The organism is Amycolatopsis sp. NPDC059657 (assembly GCF_042734395.1).
In the GTDB taxonomy this organism is placed as follows: Bacteria; Actinomycetota; Actinomycetes; order Mycobacteriales; family Pseudonocardiaceae; genus Amycolatopsis.
Genome location: NZ_JBHWEB010000094.1, coordinates 1 through 18,375, shown reverse-complemented (window position 1 = coordinate 18,375; position 18,375 = coordinate 1). Strand labels below are relative to the sequence as shown.

Annotated in this window: 17 protein-coding genes; 7 read left to right on the top strand and 10 right to left on the bottom strand. The window is 69.0% G+C overall.

What is annotated here, in order from left to right:
* Positions 1 to 28 precede the first annotated feature (28 nt).
* Positions 29 to 2,536: a DNA translocase FtsK 4TM domain-containing protein gene (locus ACFV15_RS35740; protein ID WP_378356217.1), complete on the bottom strand. Its 2,508-nt coding sequence runs from the start codon at positions 2,534 to 2,536 to the stop codon at positions 29 to 31.
* A 138-nt stretch (positions 2,537 to 2,674) separates the two neighbouring features.
* On the opposite strand from ACFV15_RS35740, the gene ACFV15_RS35735 reads away from it, so the two are divergent.
* The 5 genes from ACFV15_RS35735 to ACFV15_RS35715 all read left to right on the top strand — a co-directional run bounded on the left by ACFV15_RS35735 (position 2,675) and on the right by ACFV15_RS35715 (position 6,555).
* Positions 2,675 to 3,481, top strand: a complete 807-nt coding sequence (locus tag ACFV15_RS35735) for a lysophospholipid acyltransferase family protein (RefSeq protein WP_378356216.1) — start codon at positions 2,675 to 2,677, stop codon at positions 3,479 to 3,481.
* Positions 3,482 to 3,515: 34 nt separating this feature from the next.
* On the top strand, positions 3,516 to 4,127 hold the full coding sequence (gene wrbA / locus ACFV15_RS35730) for an NAD(P)H:quinone oxidoreductase (RefSeq protein ID WP_378356214.1): 612 nt from the start codon (positions 3,516 to 3,518) through the stop codon (positions 4,125 to 4,127).
* 263 nt (positions 4,128 to 4,390) lie between these two features.
* The gene (locus tag ACFV15_RS35725; protein WP_378356212.1) at positions 4,391 to 5,350 is read left to right on the top strand and encodes a DMT family transporter; all 960 of its coding nucleotides are present in this window, start codon (positions 4,391 to 4,393) and stop codon (positions 5,348 to 5,350) included.
* 70 nt (positions 5,351 to 5,420) lie between these two features.
* A complete protein-coding gene (locus ACFV15_RS35720; RefSeq protein WP_378356210.1) occupies positions 5,421 to 5,660 on the top strand; it encodes a hypothetical protein in 240 nt (79 codons plus the stop codon).
* On the top strand, positions 5,620 to 6,555 hold the full coding sequence (locus ACFV15_RS35715; protein WP_378356209.1) for an amino acid permease: 936 nt from the start codon (positions 5,620 to 5,622) through the stop codon (positions 6,553 to 6,555). The genes ACFV15_RS35720 and ACFV15_RS35715 overlap by 41 nt, the downstream gene beginning before the upstream one ends.
* Here ACFV15_RS35715 and ACFV15_RS35710 read toward each other — a convergent pair.
* The 9 genes from ACFV15_RS35710 to thyX all read right to left on the bottom strand — a co-directional run bounded on the left by ACFV15_RS35710 (position 6,542) and on the right by thyX (position 16,395).
* Positions 6,542 to 8,089: a VWA domain-containing protein gene (locus tag ACFV15_RS35710; protein WP_378356207.1), complete on the bottom strand. Its 1,548-nt coding sequence runs from the start codon at positions 8,087 to 8,089 to the stop codon at positions 6,542 to 6,544. The two genes, ACFV15_RS35715 and ACFV15_RS35710, sit on opposite strands and share 14 nt — an antisense overlap.
* A gap of 286 nt (positions 8,090 to 8,375) precedes the next feature.
* A complete protein-coding gene (locus ACFV15_RS35705) occupies positions 8,376 to 10,010 on the bottom strand; it encodes a ribonuclease J (RefSeq protein WP_378356255.1) in 1,635 nt (544 codons plus the stop codon).
* Positions 10,011 to 10,069: 59 nt separating this feature from the next.
* Entirely contained in the window at positions 10,070 to 11,083 is a 1,014-nt protein-coding gene (dapA, locus tag ACFV15_RS35700; protein ID WP_378356206.1) for a 4-hydroxy-tetrahydrodipicolinate synthase, read from the bottom strand.
* 113 nt (positions 11,084 to 11,196) lie between these two features.
* A complete protein-coding gene (locus ACFV15_RS35695; RefSeq protein WP_378356204.1) occupies positions 11,197 to 12,663 on the bottom strand; it encodes a serine/threonine-protein kinase in 1,467 nt (488 codons plus the stop codon).
* A 33-nt stretch (positions 12,664 to 12,696) separates the two neighbouring features.
* Positions 12,697 to 13,314, bottom strand: a complete 618-nt coding sequence (locus tag ACFV15_RS35690; protein ID WP_378356202.1) for a LysE family translocator — start codon at positions 13,312 to 13,314, stop codon at positions 12,697 to 12,699.
* The gene (locus tag ACFV15_RS35685) at positions 13,314 to 13,805 is read right to left on the bottom strand and encodes an Lrp/AsnC family transcriptional regulator (RefSeq protein ID WP_378356200.1); all 492 of its coding nucleotides are present in this window, start codon (positions 13,803 to 13,805) and stop codon (positions 13,314 to 13,316) included. Before ACFV15_RS35685 ends, ACFV15_RS35690 begins: the two co-directional genes overlap by 1 nt.
* A 63-nt stretch (positions 13,806 to 13,868) precedes the next feature.
* Positions 13,869 to 15,110, bottom strand: a complete 1,242-nt coding sequence (locus tag ACFV15_RS35680) for an Nramp family divalent metal transporter (protein ID WP_378356198.1) — start codon at positions 15,108 to 15,110, stop codon at positions 13,869 to 13,871.
* Between the two features lie 131 nt (positions 15,111 to 15,241).
* The gene (locus ACFV15_RS35675; RefSeq protein WP_378356197.1) at positions 15,242 to 15,643 is read right to left on the bottom strand and encodes an ACT domain-containing protein; all 402 of its coding nucleotides are present in this window, start codon (positions 15,641 to 15,643) and stop codon (positions 15,242 to 15,244) included.
* Positions 15,643 to 16,395, bottom strand: coding sequence for an FAD-dependent thymidylate synthase (gene thyX, locus ACFV15_RS35670; RefSeq protein WP_378356196.1), 753 nt, complete (start codon positions 16,393 to 16,395; stop codon positions 15,643 to 15,645). The genes ACFV15_RS35675 and thyX overlap by 1 nt, the downstream gene beginning before the upstream one ends.
* Positions 16,396 to 16,508: 113 nt before the next feature.
* Here thyX and ACFV15_RS35665 point away from each other — a divergent pair, with 113 nt between their 5' ends.
* Positions 16,509 to 17,012 (top strand): toxin-antitoxin system HicB family antitoxin, encoded by a 504-nt coding sequence (locus ACFV15_RS35665; protein ID WP_378356194.1) that lies wholly within the window; start codon positions 16,509 to 16,511, stop codon positions 17,010 to 17,012.
* A 9-nt stretch (positions 17,013 to 17,021) separates the two neighbouring features.
* Entirely contained in the window at positions 17,022 to 17,915 is an 894-nt protein-coding gene (locus ACFV15_RS35660) for a DUF4097 domain-containing protein (protein ID WP_378356192.1), read from the top strand.
* The last annotated feature ends 460 nt before the right edge of the window (positions 17,916 to 18,375 follow it).

The following is an 18,375-nucleotide window of genomic DNA, read 5'->3' as shown; positions in this document are numbered from 1 at the left end:
GCCAACCCGCTGGCCGGTTGCACGCGCGCTAATCCTCGTCATCCGGCGAACCGCCGTCGCCGCCGCGGATCATGAACAGCACCGACTCCAGCTCTTCCGGCTTGATGAGCACGTCGCGGGCCTTCGAGCCTTCGGACGGGCCGACCACTCCCCTGCTCTCGAGCAGGTCCATCAGGCGTCCGGCCTTCGCGAAGCCGACACGCAGCTTGCGCTGGAGCATCGAGGTCGAGCCGAACTGCGAGGTCACGATGAGCTCCGCGGCCTGCAGCAGCACGTCGAGGTCGTCGCCGATGTCGGCGTCGATCTCCTTCTTTTCCCCTGCCTTGGCCGCGGTGACGCCGTCCTGGTAGTCCGGCTGCGCCTGTTCCTTCGCGAAGCTGACGACCGCGGCGATCTCCTCGTCGCTGACGTACGCGCCCTGAACCCGGATCGGCTTGCCCGCGCCCATCGGCAGGTAGAGCGCGTCACCCATGCCGATCAGCTTCTCGGCGCCCGGCTGGTCGAGGATGACCCGTGAGTCGGTCAGCGACGAGGTCGCGAACGACAGGCGGGACGGGACGTTGGTCTTGATCAGGCCGGTGACCACGTCGACGGACGGACGCTGCGTCGCGAGCACCAGGTGGATACCGGCGGCACGGGCCTTCTGGGTGATGCGGACGATGGCGTCCTCGACGTCGCGGGGCGCGGTCATCATCAGATCGGCGAGCTCGTCGACGATCGCCATGATGTACGGATACGGCTGGTAGACACGCTCGCTGCCGGGCGGTGCGGTGATCTCGCCGGACCGGACCTTCTTGTTGAAGTCGTCGATGTGGCGGACCTTGTTGACCTGCATGTCCTGGTAACGCTGCTCCATCTCCTCCACCAGCCAGGCCAGCGCGGCGGCGGCCTTCTTCGGCTGGGTGATGATGGGCGTGATCAGGTGCGGGATGCCCTCGTACGGCGTCAGCTCGACCATCTTCGGGTCGATCAGCACCATTCGGCACTCTTCAGGGGTCGCGCGGGCGAGCAGCGAGACGAGCATCGAGTTGACGAAGCTCGACTTACCGGAACCGGTGGAGCCCGCGACCAGCAGGTGGGGCATCTTCGTGAGGTTGGCGGTGACGAAGTGGCCCTCGATGTCCTTGCCGAGGCCGACCACCATCGGGTGCGTGTCCTTGACCGTCGACGGCGCGCGCAGCACGTCACCGAGCCGGACCATCTCGCGGTCGGAGTTGGGCACCTCGATGCCGACCGCGGACTTGCCGGGGATCGGGGCGAGCAGGCGGACGTTGTCGGTGGCCACGGCGTACGCGATGTTCTTGGTGAGCGCGGTGATCTTCTCGACCTTCACCCCCGGCCCGAGCTCGACCTCGTACCGGGTGACCGTCGGGCCACGGGTGAAGCCGGTGACCTGCGCGTCGACGTTGAACTGCTCCAGCACGCCGCCGATGGCCTCGATCATCGTGTCGTTGGCGCGGCTGCGGCTCTTCGGCACATCGCCGAGCTTGAGCAGCTCCGGCGACGGCAGCTTGTAGTCGCCTTCCACCGTTCGGGTGACCGCCAAAGCGGGCTCGGCCTTCGCGGGCTTCTTTTCGACGACCTCGGCGGCAGGCTTCGGTTTCGCCTTCGGCGGGCGCAGCGGCGTGGGCGGCTCGGCGAGCGCGGCTTCGATGTCGAGCTGCTCGCCCTCGGAGTTCGCGGCCTGGCGGCGGCGCGACGGCTTGCGCAGGCGGACGGACTTGGGGTCGGCCTCGGTGACGGCGTCGCGCTCGTCGTGGATGGCCTGGCGCTCGGCCTCGGCTTCGGCGATCTCCTCCTCGTCGAGGCCCCAGTTCCGCAGGCGGTGCGGGATCTCGCGGACCGGGGTGCCGGTGAACACCAGCACGCCGAACCCGAGCACGAGTATCAGCAGCGGGACGGCGACCCAGCTGGTCACGCCCTTGACCAGCAGCCCGCCCGCGAAGGCGCCGATGACGCCGCCCGCGTACATCTGGAAGTCGGTCTCCTCCGGCAGCCCGGTGAAGATGTGCAGCATGCCGAGCACGGCGAGGGTCACCAGCAGCGTGCCGATCACCATCCGGGGGCGGGTTTCCGGGCGCGGCTCGGAGCGCATCAGCGCGACGGCGGTGACGATCAGTGCCAGCGGCAGCGTCACGGCGCCTGCGCCGAGTATGAAGCGGGTGCCGATCTCGACCCAGCGGCCGATCGGCCCCGCGGCCTGCCACCAGACGCCGACGGCGGCGATCAGGCCGACCGCGATGAGGCCCAGCGCCAGCCCGTCACGGCGATGCTCGGCCTCCAGCTCGCGGGTGCGGCCGACCGTGCGCGCCATGCTGCCGATGCCCTTGGCCAGCAGGTTCCAGCCGCCACGGACGGCCTTGCCGAAGGTGCCGGACGAGCTCTTGCGGCGTGGCGCCGGCCTGCGCGCGGCAGGCCGGGACGCCGGGCGGGAGGCGGTCGATCGTGGCTTCGCGGTGGTACGAGGCTTGCGCGCCGGTCCCTTGCCCCCGCCGCGTCCCGAACTCTTCCTTGTCGTAGCCGACCCACTAGCCATGTATCCACGGTAACCGCAGGGTCCCGTTCGTCACGTCCGCCACTCGCAGCCCAACCGAAACATTCGTCACTGTTTTGCCGGGCAACCAAACCTTGAGCGGCCAACCGGGTGATTACGAAGGCATGAAATGCTGACGTCATGGTTGCACTGGGCCGAGACGGAAATCGCCGCGCACCCGCCATCTGGCGGACGATGCTGAACCTCGACCGTGGCCTGGTGAACTTCGTCGGCCGACTGCGCGTCACCGGCGAAGTGCCCGCTGAGCTGCGGAAACAGCCGTTGCTGATGACGCCGAACCACATCGGCGTGTTCGACGCGTTCGTCCTGATGGCCGCGTGCAAGAAGCTCGGCATCAACCCCCGGTTCATGCTGGCCGGCGGCATCCTCGACGCGCCGCTGATCGGCCCGGCCCTGCGCGCCAGCAACCACCTGCGCATCGACCGCGCGGAGTCGAACACCGCGGTCGGCCAGTTCGGCGAGGCCGCCGAAGCGCTGCGCACCACCCGCGACCCGATCATCGTCTACCCCGAGGGCCGGATCAGCCACGATCCCGGCCTCTGGCCCGAGCGTGGCAAGACCGGCGCGGCCCGGCTCGCGCTCGCCGCGGGCGTGCCGGTGATCCCGATCAGCCAGTGGGGCGCCCACGAGGCGGTGTACTGGGGCACCGAGACCGTCAACGGCCCGGCCGACCTGGCGCCGCTCGCGCGGTCCGGCCTGAGCGCGCCGATGCGCCGCCCGACGTTCCGGGTGCACTTCGGCAAGCCGGTCGACCTGTCCGAGATCGACCGTTCGCGCCCCAGCGCCGGGCGCCTCGCGCACGAGAAGATCATGCGCGCGATCGTCGAAGGCATGATCCCGCTGCGCCGCGGCGAACTCGACAAGCCCCGCTTCCACGACCCCACCCGCCCGACGGACACCGTGAGCCCCTGGAAGCCCACTTTCTGAGACAGGGCTTCGGGGTGGCCTACCCTCGGATGGCGTGAGCACACGGATTCTCGTCGTCTACTACAGCGCGACCGGCAACACCGCGAGCCTGGCCGAAGCACTGGCCAAGGGCGCGCTCGACACGGGCGCCGAAGTCCGCCTGCGCACGGTCGCCGAGACGGCGCCACCCGAGGCCATCGCGGCCAACCCGCGCTGGCAGTCCTATGTGGACGCGGGCCCGCGGGCCGAGCCGGCCACCTTGGCCGACCTGGAGTGGGCGGACGGTGTCGCGGCGGGCACACCGACCCGCTTCGGCGGACCCGCCAGCCAGCTCAAGTCCTTTTTGGACACCACGGGTGGCTTGTGGGCGAAGGGAAAGCTCGCCGATAAGGTCGCGACGTCGTTCACCACCGCGTCGACGGCGCACGGCGGTCTCGAGTCGACGATCCTCGCGATCAACAACATCTTCTACCACTGGGGCGCCATCGTCGTCCCGCTCGGCTACAACTCGAAGCACCTGATGGAGTCCGGAAACCCTTACGGTGGCTCGTGGGTCTCGCGCAAGTCGGCGGAACCCGATGACGTCGCACTGGAGGCACTGCGCCTGCAAGGCGTCCGCCTGGCGACGATCACCGGCCATATCGCCTCCGGCTTGCGGTCCACCTGAATTTGCTTGCCTCGTAACGAAAAGCCTCCGAATCAACGCTACCGCACGGCACCGACGATTCTGACCGCTCGAAGATCAACTTGGGTCGGTTGTCCACATCGGCCGGGGGCTGTGGACAGGTGGGTCGACCCGGCGGTTTCGTCGGGGGTGGGCGATAGAATGGATGTGGGGCCCGCCCCGAGGGAGGGTGGGGGGCTGAGCTGGGGCGGCCCGAGCGGTAAATGGGGCGAGGGGTGCCGGGGGCGAGGGATACGCTCGCGGGCGTGGCTATCGACGTTTTACCCGCGAAGACCCGGCGTGGGCGTGGGACGGCGCTGATCGTGCTGTCGGCACTGTTCTTCAGTACGTCTGGGACGCTGGGGAAACCGACCATGGTCGCGGGGTTGACGCCGCAACAGGTCGCCGCTGTCCGGCTTGGACTGTCGGCGCTCGTGCTCTTCGCCGCCGTAGGGCTTGTCAAGCCGTCGATACTCAAGGTCGGCAAGGGTGAATGGCGGCTGCTGATCGCGTACGGGCTGGTCGCGGTCGGCGGGATCCAGCTGGTGTACTTCATCGCGACCAGCCGGATCCCGGTCGGGATCGCGATTCTGCTGGAATTCGTCTCGCCGGTGCTGATCGCGTTGTGGACGAGGTTCGTGCGCAAGATCCATCTGGCCAAGGCCGTCTGGGGCGGGATCGCGCTCGCCATGGTGGGGCTGGTGCTGGTCGCGCAGGTCTGGCAGGGGCTGAAGCTCGACGCGCTCGGGTTGCTCGCCGGGTTCGGGGCGGCGCTGTGCTCGGCCGGGTACTTCCTGATCGGCGAACGCGGGCTGGCGAGCAGGCATCCGCTGGGCATGGTCACCTGGGGCATGGGGATCGGCGCGCTCGCCGTGTGCGTGGTCGCGCCGCCGTGGACGATCCCGGCCCGGATTCTCAGCGTGCCCGCGGTGATCGGGCCGTGGCATCCGCCGGTCTGGGTGGCGCTGATCGCGCTGGCGCTGGTCGGGACCGTGCTCGCCTACCTCGCCGGGATCTCCGCGCTCCAGTACCTGCCCGCGGCCATCGCCAGTGTGCTGGGGCTGGTCGAGGTGATCCTCGCCAACGTGCTGGCGTGGATCCTGCTCGGGGAGGCGTTGACGGTCGTGCAGGCCGTCGGGGCCGTGGTGCTGCTCGGCGGCGCGACCATCGTGCAACTCAAGTCGCCCGATCATCAAGTGGTCGCCAGTGAACCATTGCCCGGGTAGGCCGGTTCCTGGAAAGGTCCCGTCGCTATGGACACGGCTGGACTGAAACCCAACCTTCGCCAGCGGTGCGGTGATCCACACCGTCGGGCCCGCCGCCGTGCTCTCCTACGCGCTCGGCGGACTGCTGGTCGTGCTCGTCATGCGGATGCTCGGCGAGATGGCCACCGCGTCGCCGGCGCTCGGGTCCTTTATGGAGTTACGCGCGCGAGGCGCTCGGCGGCTAGGCGGGCTTCACGATCGGCTGGCTGTATTGGTACTTCTGGGTCGGTGTGGTCGCTTTCGAAGCCGTAGCGGGCGCCAAGATCCTTGAGAAATGGGTGCCTTCGGTTCCGCAGTGGGTGTTCTCGCTCGCGTTGATGCTCCTGTTGACCGTCACGAACCTGCTGTCCGCGCGCTCGTTCGGCGAGACCGAGTTCTGGCTGGCGTCGATCAAGGTCACCACGATCGTCGTGTTCATGGTGCTGGGCTGCCTGTTCGTGCTCGGGCTCTGGCCTGGCGCCCACCTCTCGGTCGGCAACATCACGCAGGACGGCTTCGTCGCCAATGGCGCGTTCTCCGTCATCCACGGCGTGGTGATCGTGATCTTCTCGTACTTCGGCGCCGAGATCGTCACCGTCGCGGCCGCGGAGTCGAGCGAGCCGGAGAAGGCCGTGCAGCAGGCCACCGCGACCACCGTCTGGCGGGTGATCCTGTTCTACGCCGGGTCGATCGCGCTGATCGTGATGATCATCCCGTGGCGCGATGTGCCGACCGAGACGAGCCCGTTCGCCGCCACCTTCGGCAAGTTCGGTATCCCGGCGGCCGAGACGATCGTCAGCGCGGTCGTGCTCACCGCCGCGCTCTCGGTGCTGAATTCGGGGCTGTACACGGCTTCCCGCATGCTCTTCGCGTTGAAACGCCCGCGGCTGGGCCCCGCGCTGGGTCGCCGACACGAACGCGCGCGGCGTGCCGTGGAAGGCGATCCTGCTGTCCACCTCGGTCGGCTACGTGGCCGTGATCATGAGCTACGTCTCCCCGACCGGATCTTCTACTTCATCATCAACTCGGCGGGCGCCGTCGCGTTGTTCGTTTACGCGATCATCGCGGGCACGCTGCTCGTGGTCGTCTCGATGCTGTTCGTCGAGGACGCCCGCTCGCAGCTGTACCTCAGCCTGCTCAGCCTGGCCGCGGTACTGGGGATATACCAGGTGATCAGGCGCCGGTGAGCTTGCTCAGCGCGCCGAAGAACACGTCGGAGATCTTGCCGGGGTCGGGCGTGGTGAACGCCTGGCCGCCGGTCGGCTTGGTGATCTCCTGCAACTCGGCCGCGTCGATGTCCGGGCCGATGCCGATCCCGATGATCGGAATCGGCCGCCGCAGATCCTGCAGCTTGCCGAGTTCGGCGAGCAGCTGCTCGCGGGTGAGCCCGCCGGGATCGGAGTTCTTGCCGTCGGTCATCACGATGACGATGTTCAGCCTGCCCGGCTCCCATTCGCGCCGCGCCACCTTGTACGCGTCCAAAACACTGTCATAGAGCCCGGTTTGGCCGTCCGGAGTGGCCTTGATGCCGCGAAGCTTCTCGAGCGGGCCGGGGGTGAGCTGCTGCCCGACGGGCGCCATGGGCAGCACTTCGCGATAGTCCTTGTCGCCGTCGAGCTTGGTGGAGAACGTCAGTACACGCACCTGGCTGGTGGGTTTGAACAGCCGCAGGCCTTTCTCCGCCGCTTCGAGCGTCGCCTGCATCCGGGTCTTTTCCGTGCCGGGCACCAAAGCGGTCATCGAGCCGGAGACGTCGATGAGCACCTGGACCCGCGCGCTCAGGTTGACCCCGGCCCACTGGTTCAATATCTGGTCCACTTCGGCCCGCGACGGCATTCGCGCGGTCTGCAGACCCCGTCCCGTCACGCGATTGTCCGTGGCCGCGCGCAAAGCCTGGCCGCCGGCGGCGCGCAGGCCCGCGTCCGCGACCGCCACCGCACCGGGCTGGGAGAGCAACGCCTGCAGCACCGGCTCGATCGCCTTGGCCTGCGCCGGTTCCGCACCCGCGAGCACCGCGAACGGGTAATCGAGCGAAGGCGAAGCGGGCGAATAGACCGAGACGAGCGGCGCCTCCGGCTTCTCGACATTGTGCCGCAGTATCGCGTTTTCCGACGTCGGGAACGTGGTCACCGACTGCACCGCCAGATCGGCGCCGGGCAGCCGGGTGAACAGCTCCGCCTCGGTCGCGGTCGTGTTGGCCGAGAACCGCCGCAGCAGCGACGCGAACGCGGGCCCAGCGTCCGGCTTGCCCTTCGTGACGTCCCGCAGGCCGAACAGCGCCGACACCCCGACCGGATTCCTTGCCGGGTCCGGCATTCCGGGAATGACCGTGCCGTCACTCACGCCGAGCACGTCAGCCCAGGTGAGGGTTTTCTCAGGCCAGCCGAGCCCGGCCGCGATCTCCTGCGCGATCCCGAGCACCACCGGCGAGCTCGCGACCGACGCACCGGACTCGGGCACCTGCGTGGCGCCGAGCTGACGCGCGCGCTGCAACGCCAAGGTGGAACTGGGAACCCAGACCTGTGGTTTGACCGAGCCGTCGGAGATCGCCAGGCTTTCCGCCACTTGCGCGGAATCACGCGGCTGGACCTCTATCTGCACGCAATCCTGGTGCACGCCCCTGACCACATCCGAAAGCGCGGGCGCGATATCGGGGGAAGCGGCCATCACCACTTTGGCCTGCGTCTCACACGAGGTGTTGGCGTGGACGAGTTGAATCACTCCAAAAGAGACGGCACCGACCACGATCACCACACCGAGCACGACGAGGGGAACGAATACCCGTCTTCGAGACTTGATGGTCGAGTGTCGCCCCACCGGCGCAGCCTTTCTGCCGATCGGTCCGACCCCGCCCCGCGGGCCGACTGATGGAGTCAGGTTAGTCAATAATCGAGTCGGCTCCTAGTGCTGACCGGTTGAGAATGGTGGCATTCTCCGGACAAAAAGGGATCAGCCCGTCAGCTTGCCCGATGGGGCAGCAGACGGGCTGATCCGGTAAGAAAGTGCCTCAGACCGGGATAACCGTGGGCACGATCATCGGGCGGCGGCGATAGGTGTCGGCGACCCAGCGGCCGACGACCCGGCGAACGGCCTGCGCGATGCGGTGCGTATCGGTGATTCCTTCGGCTTCTGTACGGGCTAACTCCATTTCCACCAATGGAACCACGGCGTCGAGCGCTTTCGGGTCATCGGAGAAGCCGCGCCCGGAAATCGTCGGCGCGGTGACCGGGCGGCCGGTGCTGGAGTCGACCGCGATGGTGATCGAGATGAACCCGCCCTCGCCCAGCACGAGCCGGTCGGACAGGGTCGACTCGCCGACGTCGCCGACGGACAGGCCGTCCACATAGACGTGTCCGACCTCGACCCGCCCGGTGCGGGTGGCCTTGCCGTCGACCAGGTCGACGACCACGCCGTCCTCGGCGATGACCACATTGTCCGGGGCGACCCCGGTGCGCACGGCCAGCTCGCCGTTGGCACGCAGGTGCTTCCACTCGCCGTGCACCGGCATGACATTGCTCGGGCGGACGGCGTTGTACAGGTACAGCAGCTCGCCCGCTGACGCGTGCCCGGAGACATGGACCTTGGCGTTGCCCTGGTGCACCACGTTCGCGCCGAGCCGGACGAGACCGTTCACGACACCGAACACGGCCGTCTCGTTGCCGGGGATCATCGAGCTCGCCAGCACGACGGTGTCGCCGGCGCGGATCGAGATCTGCCGGTGCTCGCCGCGCGCCATCCGCGACAGCGCGGACAGCGGCTCACCCTGCGAACCGGTCGAGACGAACAGGACCTTGCTCTCCGGCAGGTTGCTGGCCTGGTCGAGATCGACGAGCAGCCCCTCGGGGATGTTCAGCAGCTTGAGGTCGGCGGCGATGCCCATGTTGCGGACCATCGAGCGGCCGACGAACGCGACGCGGCGGCCATGCCGCTGCGCGACGTCGAGCACCTGCTGCACGCGGTGCACGTGGCTCGCGAAACAGGCCACGATCACGCGCTGGTCGACGCGGCGGATCACGTCGTCGAGCACCGGGCCGATGTCGCGCTCGGGCATGACGAACCCCGGCACCTCGGCGTTGGTCGAGTCGACGCAGAAGAGGTCGACGCCCTCGTCGCCGAGCCGCGAGAACCCGGCGAGGTCGGTGAGCCTGCCGTCGAGCGGCAGCTGGTCGAGCTTGATGTCACCGGTGTGCAGCACGACGCCCGCCGGAGTGCGGATGGCGACCGCCAGCGCGTCCGGAATGGAGTGGTTGACCGCGAAGAACTCGCAGTCGAACGGCCCCATCTTGCGCCGCTCACCCTCCTTGACCTCGATCAGCTTCGGCTTCTGCCGGTGCTCCTTGGCCTTGGCCGCGAGCAGCGCGAGGGTGAACTTCGACCCGTAGATCGGCAGGTCGGGCCGCAGGCGCAGGAGGAACGGCACCGCGCCGATGTGGTCCTCGTGGCCGTGGGTCAGCACGAGCGCGTCGATCTCGTCGAGCCGGTCTTCGATGGCGCGGAAGTCCGGCAGGATCAGATCGACGCCCGGCTGGTCGTCCTCGGGGAACAACACGCCGCAGTCGACGATCAGCAGCCTGCCGCCGAACTCGAAGACGGTCATGTTGCGGCCTACCTCCCCGATGCCGCCGAGCGCGACAACGCGCAGGCCGCCTTCCGGGAGTGCTGGCGGAGCGTTGGTCGGCCCGGGGCCGGTGGAGAAGGAGGTCACCTAGGAATGGTCCCTACGCTGGTGTGAGTGGTCGGGGCGACATAAGCCGCCGCCGAATCCGTGCGGGCTACCCGCTCAGTGTTCCAGTCCGAGGCGGTCGCACCTTCGAGTGGGACCCCCGCCTGGCTCAGATCGGCCCTGACCGCCTCGAGCTGCTCGGCGCTCGGCGCCACGATCGGCAGCCTCGGATCGCCGACGTCGAACCCGCGCAGGCGCAGCGCGGCCTTGGCGAACGCGACCCCGCCGACGCGCGACATGGCCCGGTACACCGGCAGCATGCCCCGGTGGTTGGTGCGCGCGGTCGAGACGTCGCCGTTCTCGTAGGCCTCGATCATCTTGCGGATCCGGCCCGCCACCACGTGGCCGATGACGCTGGCCACGCCGACCGCGCCGACGGAGAGCCACGGCAGGTTCAGCGCGTCGTCGCCGGAGTAGTAGGCGAGCTCGGTGTTCGCGATGACCTCGCTGCCCGCCAGCAGGTCGCCCTTGGCGTCCTTGACGGCCACGATGCGCGGGTGCTCGGCGAGCCGGAGCAGGGTGTCGACCTCGATCGGCACGATGGAGCGCGGCGGGATGTCGTACAGCATCACCGGCAGGCCGGTGGAGTCCGCGATCGCCGTGAAGTGCGCGTGCAGCCCGGCCTGGGTGGGCCGCGAGTAGTACGGGGTGACGATCAGCAGCCCGTGCGCGCCGGCCGCCTCGGCCTGCTGCGAAAGCTGGATGCTGTGTGCGGTGTCATAGGTGCCGGCGCCGGAGATGACCGCGGCGCGATCGCCGACCGCCTCGACGACCGCGCGGATCAGCTCGGACTTCTCGGCGTCACTGGTCGTCGGGCTCTCGCCGGTGGTCCCGTTGACCACGAGACCGTCGTTTCCCAGGTCCACCAGGCGCGAAGCGAGCTCCTGGGCACGCTTCAGGTCCAGCGCGCCGTCGGCGTCGAACGGGGTGACCATCGCGGTGAGCACGCGCCCGAACGGTCTGCCGGGGGCTGCGGTGGGTGGAGTGGACATGACAAAGACGTTACCTCCTCGCACCGACGATCCCGGTGACGACCTGGCTTTCCTCGCAGGTCCAGAAGATTTACCGGCGCGGGACTCACCTTGCCGGAAAGTCTCCGTTCCAGCTACTTGAGTTTGCGCACAATGTCGCCGTCGAGCTGGCTTCCGTCCTTTTTGGTCAGCACGCAGACCGCGAGCCTGGTCCGCTCCTTGCCCTTGCCGGGATCACGCTGCCACTCCGCCTGGGTGGGCACCAGCGCGCGGAACTGCAGGCTCGGCCGCTGGTCGGCGATCACCGCCTCGGACTGGAACGCCATCGTGCAGCGGGTCTCGGCAGCGGCCTTGAGCACCGCCAGGTCGGGATAACCGGCGTACGGGAGCTTGTCGTCGGTGTAACTGCCGGTCTCCAGCATCTTGTGGGCGTCGAAGATCTGGAACTGGTGGACCTTCTCGCAGTCGACCTTGGCGTCGGAGTTGATCCGGTAGCCCGCCGCGATCGGGGTGCTGTAGCAGTCGAAGCCGTCGTCCTGCTCGAACTCGAGCAGCTCGCCGCCAGAGCCATAGGTCATCGTCGGCAGCATCGCCGCGCTGGCCGACGGGCTCCAGATGAGCTTGCCCGCGAAGAGCCCGGCCACCAGCGCCACCACGGCGGCGACCGCGACCAGCGAAAGCCACAGGCCCCGCTTGGGTTTCGCCGCGAGCGCGGGCGCGACGGTCGTCCGTCCGGAGAGGACCGGAGAGGTCACCTGCGCGCTGCCGGAGGTCGCCATCGCGAGCAGTGCCTTGGCCTGCTGCGGCTTGAGCCTGGCCTCCGGGCTGCCGATGAGCAGGCCCATGATCGCCGACGCCAGCGGGCCCTGCGCCCTGGTGAGGTACGGGATCTCGGTCATGATCGCGTGCAGGGTCGCCGCGGTCGTCGGCCGCTCGAACGCGACCGTGCCCTCGGCCGCGAAGAACAGCGTCGCGCCGAGCGCCCAGAGGTCGGACTCGGGCATGGCGTCGGCGCCGTTGACCCGTTCCGGCGACATGAACGCCGGCGAGCCGACCACCATGCCGCTGGTGGTGATGCGCGGGTCGTCGATGGCCTGCGCGATGCCGAAGTCGGCGAGCTTCACACGGCCGTTCGAGGCGACCATGATGTTGCCGGGCTTGACATCCCGGTGCACGATGCCCGCCTGGTGCGCCGCGGTGAGCGCCGACAGCACCTGCTCGCCGATGGCCGCGACCTGCTGCGCGGGCAATGGCCCGTACTGGCGCACGACGTCCGCGAGCGTCGGCGCCTCGACCAGCTCCATCACGATGTACGTGGTGCCGTTGTCGCTGAGCACGTCGTAGACGGTGACGACGGCGGGATCGTTGAGCTTGCCGCCGGTGCGGACCTCCCGCATCACGCGCTCACCGAAGGCGTCGGCGCCGGGCCCGCCGTCGGGCAGGTGCAGTTCCTTGATCGCCACCTGGCGGCCGATCACCTGGTCCTGCCCCCGCCAGACCACACCCATGCCGCCCCGGCCGAGTTCGTTCAGGATCACGTAGCGGCCGGCGAGCAGGCGCGGCTGCTGCGCTGGCTGGGTGTGGGTCTGCTCGTGGGTCACGGGCGGAGATCGTAGCCGCAAGACTTTTGGAAATCAGGCGAACACGTCACGTGCCAATAAAACGCCTGCCAGCGAGACGAAAAGCACAGCAGACAACGCTGTCAGCATGGCTTGTCCGCGACCACCGAACCGCTTGCCCGATCGGGCAACGACCAACGCGACGACCGCTTCGAGTCCTGATGCGACAACGAACCAGACCACAGTGAACACGACGAGACCCGGCCAGCCGCCGAGCTCGTGCGCGCGCAGCATGGTCGGCGTCCCGGTGGCGAGCCAGAACGTCCACGTGAGCGGGTTCGCCAGGTTCGCGACGACGCCTTTCCAGAACGCCCAGCCGCTCGCGGCTTCCGGTTCGCCGTGCCGCCAGAGCCTGCGTGCGTCGCGGATCGCTTGTCCCGCAAGGAAAAGGAAGAAGATCGCGCCCGCGATGCCGACCCAGAGTGAAGCACCGGCGATCGCGGTGATCACCCAGGCGAAGGCCAGCGCGGGAATCAGCAGTATCAGGTCGGCGACCGCCGAGCCGAGGATCACCCGGAACGCCGCGCCGAAGCCGCGGGTCGCCGCCTCCTGCAGGATCGTGACGAAGATCGGGCCGACCGAGAGCGCCGCTCCCCCGCCGAGCAGCAGGCCGAGCCAGAGGATCTCGCCCATCAGTCGTCCTCGGGGGCGACCGGGACCGCGAGGTGGCCGCCACCCCGGATCTCCTTGATCGTTTCGAGCGCGATCGAGGTGACCGTGCGGTACACGTCCGGCAGCGCGCGGACCTGGGCGAGCAGCGCGCGAAGTTCCTGCGGCGAACCGACTCTGACCTTGACGACGTAGCTGTCCTCACCGTCGACGTCGTGGCATTCGAGTATCCGGGGTTCGGCGTTGACGAACTCCTCGAACGGGCCGGCTTCGTCAGGCCCGGCTTTGGTGCCGATCCTGAGGTAGGCGACGAGATCCTGGCCGAGTGCGCCCGCGTCGACGATCGTCGTGTAACCGCGGATGACGCCCGCCCGTTCGAGCCGCTTGATCCGGGCGTACACCGACGGGCCGGTCAGCCCGACCGCCTTGCCGAGCGCGGCGTGCGTGGCCCGGCCGTCGGCTTGCAGTGCCTGGAGCAGCCGAAGGTCGACCTCATCCAGTGTTTCGTTGGACATCCGAGCCTCTCGTCAACGTTCCGTACGTCGATGACGATAGAGGCCCTACGTTTCGTTCGTGTTTCAGCTCGCGAAGGTGAGGTAGATCAGCACCAGGTTCAGCGTGACGATCACCGCCGTGACGCCCCAGCCGGCCAGCGTCGTGGCGCGATGGTTGACGTCGGCGCCCATCACGTCCGGGTTGCTGGTGAGCTTGATAAGCGGAGCCAGCGCGAACGGGATACCGAAAGACAGGACGACTTGAGAAACGACGAGCGCCTGGCTCGGGTCGACGCCGAGCGCCAGCACGACCAACGCGGGCGCCAGCGTGACCAACCGGCGCAGCACCAACGGGATCCGCTTGCGCAGCAGGCCTTGCATGATCATCGCGCCCGCGTACGCACCGACCGAAGTGGACGCGAGACCGGACGCGAGCAGGCCGATCGCGAGCAGCAGCGCGACACCGGGGCCGAGCGCCTGCGAGACGGCCGCGTGCGCGCCTTCGATCGAGTCGACGCCTTCCTGGCCTTGCAGGTTGGTCGCGGCGAGCAGCAGCATGCCGAGGTTGACCGCGCCGGCGAGCAGCATCGCGACGCCGACGTCCACCTTGGTGGCGGTGAGCAGCCGGCGGCGCTGGGCGCCGGTCGGGTGACCGTGACGGTCCCTGGCCAGCGCGGAGTGCAGGTAGACGACGTGCGGCATGACCGTCGCGCCGAGCATGGCGGCCGCGATGAGGATGCTGTCGGCGCCGTCGAACCTCGGCACCAGGCCACCCGCGATCCCGGACGCCGACGGCGGCTCGACGAACAGGCTCGCCAGGAAGCCCACCGCGATGACCAGCAGCAGACCGGTGATCACCCGCTCGAACGCGCGCTGGCCGGAACGGTCCTGCACCAGCAGCATGCCCAGCGAGACCGCGCCGGTGATCACGCCGCCGAGCAGCAACGGCAGGTCGAACAGCAGGTTCAGCGCGATCGCGCCGCCGACGACCTCGGCCATGTCGGTGGCGATGGCGACGACCTCGGCCTGCGCCCAGTAGGCGAGCCGACCGCCGCGCGGCATCCGCTCACGCAGTGCCTCGGGCAGTGAAAGGCCGGTGACCAGGCCTAGCTTGGCGGAGAGGAACTGGATGAGCATGGCCATCAGGTTCGCCGCGACGATGACCCAGACGAGCAGGTAACCGAAGCGGGCGCCCGCGCTGATGTTGGACGCCACATTGCCGGGGTCGACGTACGCGATCGCGGCGACGAACGCCGGGCCGAGCAGGGTCGACCCACTGAGCCAGCGGACGAGCTTCGGCCGCCGCGCGGCTTCCGCCACTGCCATCGAGGCCACCTTCGGGGTTGTCGGGAAACCTAAATTGAAGTTTAGGCATGCCGAACATTCGCCGACAAGGGTGACCCTGCGCACCCGAGCCCGCTGTCGACATGTGGAGGTGTCGACAGCGGGCGCGTGGTTTAAACGTCGAGCGTGACTTCGTGGCCGGAAGCGCGGAGCGCGGCGACGGCGGTGACCAGCTCCGGACCGCGGACGAGGACGTGGTCGGTGTCGAATGTGGAGATCGAGAACAAGGCCACCCCGGCGGCCGCGAGCTCGCCGGCGAGCGCCGCGATGATGCCGGTCAGGTTGAACGCCAGCGGGCCGCGGACGGTCAGCAGCCGCCAGCCGTCCTCGACCTCCTGCGCGGCGGGCGCGAGCGCGGCGGGGCAGATCACCGAAAGCTCTTGCGGTGTCCTGGTGATCGAGACGAGGACCGCGGGATCGGTCTTGTCGAGCAGGCCGGGCGGGACCGGGGCGTCGGCCGCCAGCTTGGCGACGGCGTACTCCCCCGGCTGGACGTCAATCGCGAGTCGGCGCATCAGCCTTCGAGCACCTTCGGGCTGGACGCGACCTCGGTGCCGTCTGGCAGGGTCGAGATGGTGAAGTCCGCGAAGACGTTGCCCGCGACCTTGTGCAGCTGGCGCAGGCATTCGATGGCCAGGGCGCGGATCTCGACGTCGGCGTGCTCGGTCGCGCGCATGGCGACGAAGTGCCGCCAGGCGCGGTAGTTGCCGGTGACCACGATGCGGGTCTCGGTCGCGTTGGGCAGCACGGCGCGCGCGGCCTGGCGGGCCTGCTTGCGGCGCAGGGTGGCGCTGGGCGCGTCGGCGAACTTCTCCTCGAGCCCGGCGAGCAGCTCGGTGTAGGCGTCCTGGCTGGCCTGCGCGGCGGCGAGGAACTTCTCGTGCAGCACCGGGTCGCTCGCGATGATGTCCGGCTCGACGAACGCGGCGTCGCGCTCGGGGACGTACCGCTGCGAGAGCTGCGAGTACGAGAAGTGGCGGTGGCGGATCAGCTCATGCGTGAGCGAGCGGGAGATTCCGGTGATGTAGAAGGAAACCGAGCCGTGTTCGAGCACCGAGAGGTGGCCGACCTCGATGATGTGGTCGATGTAGCCGGCGTTCGTGGCGGTCCTGGGGTTCGGCTTCTTCCACGACTGGTAGCAGGCCCGGCCCGCGAATTCGGCGAGCGCCTCGCCGCCGTCCGCGTCAGTCGTCCACGGCACGTCCTCCGGTTCGAAGAACTCCGTCTTCGCGATCAACTGCACCTTCGGTGACACCGTCTCGGCCACTTCGACTCCCTACTCGATCCACGTCGAAGGCAGCGTAACCGCCGGGACGGGTGGCGTCACCGTGACACCATGGGCTCCTTGACTGACGTCAGCAGTGACGTCATAGTGGTGTCATGGACCTGAGCCCGTACATCACGAACCTCCGCGAGGACCTGGCCGCGACGGCCTCGGCCGGAGACGACCAGACGCGGCGCACGGCGGCTCTGCTGTCCGCCGCGATCGAGCCATCGGTGCGGCTCGCGCTGATGAACGCGCTGGCGGACCTGGCGGCGGAGGTCACGGCGAGCCTGCCCGACCACGTCGTCGAGGTGCGTCTCGACGGGCGTGACGTCCGGGTGGTGGTGACCGGTGGCGCCGCCGCCGACGAGCCAGCCGCCGAGACACCACGCGAGTCGCTCCCGCCGATCGACGGCGGTGACATCACGCGCATCACGCTCCGGCTCGTCGAGCAGATCAAGGGTCAGGCCGAGAAGGCGGCGCAGGCGCAGGGCGTGTCACTGAACACGTTCGTGTCGCAGGCCGTGCAGGGGGCGCTCGGCAAGTCCGGCGGTCACCAGCGGCACCAAGACAAGGGCAAGCGATCCGACTCCCGGCTGCACGGCTGGGTAGAGGGCTGAGGGGCGATCATGACCGAGGAAACTGTGTTGCCGCGTACGGAGGAGTTCGAGGTCGAAGGGCCGATCGAGCTGGACGTGAGCGTCACGCTGGGCCGTGTCGAGATCGTGCTCGGCGGCTCGGTGGCGCGAGCGGAGATCCGCCACGACCCGACGGTCCGCGAACCGTGGCTGGACAACATGTCGAACCTGCTCAGCTGGGTCGGCGAACGTTTCGGCGGCCAGTTCGGGGCCGACACGGAGAGTTCACCCGTCGAGGCGATCCGGCAGACCCGCGTCGAGCTGGTCGGCAACCGGTTCGTCGTCCACGGCCCCAAGGCATGGGCGCTCCGGAACGTCCCGCTCTCGGTGACCGTCCACGCGCCGGCGGGCTCGCACCTCGAGGTCCGCGCGGGCGCGGCCGAGGTGAAGGTCACCGGCGCGGCGGGCAGGGCCGACATTCTCACCGGCTCTGGTGAGGTCTCGGTCGAGCGCGCCGACGGCTCGGCGATCATCCGCACCGGCACCGGCAACATCAAGCTCGGCCCTGCCTTGTCCGGCCTGCAGCTGCGCACGGGCAGTGGCGATGTGGAGGCCTCATCACTGGCAGGCTCCGCGACGCTCGCCACGGGCACCGGCGACGTCTGGCTCGGCGCGGTCGCGGGCGACGTCATGGCTCGCAGCGGCAGCGGGGATCTCTCGGTCGCCGAAGCCGCCTCGGGTTCGCTGGAGCTGATCACCGGCTCGGGCGAGGTCCGCGTCGGCATCCGCGGTGGCGTCGCGGCCGAGATCGACCTGACCTCCAGCGCAGGCCAGGTCTCCAGCGAGATCGACGTCGCCGGCTCGGCCCCGGCGGGCGCGGTCACGCTGAAGGTCCGGGCCCGCACGGGCTCCGGCAACGCGGTCGTCACCCGCGCGGCCCAGTAAGCCAAGCCAGGCAAACGGGCCCGGTAACCACGGCCGGGCAAGCACGTCCCCGCAAGACCAACCCGCGAAGGGGAACCCAAGGGGTGTTCGCCGCTCCCACCGGCGAACACCCCTTGCCTCTGTCCCGGCCAGCCCACCCGAGAAGTCGGCACGCGCACCCAGTGAGTCGGCACGCGCACCTGGGAAGTCGGCACACGTACCCGAGGAGTCGGCACACGTACCCGAGGAGTCGGCACACGTCGCCGAATGTGGAACACGAGGTGCCGGAACGGTCGGCGCAAGGTGCCCCGATGTGGGACGCGGCATGCCTACGCCGGGTGAGGTTGGGCGGTGACGGGCGAACGTTCGGGTACGCCGTGTCCCACTGAACCGCCCCGGGTTCGGTAGAGACTCGTTGTTGGGGTCAGGCGACCAGGCTGATCAGGTCGCCTGACTTGTACAGGGTCTCGAACTCGACGGG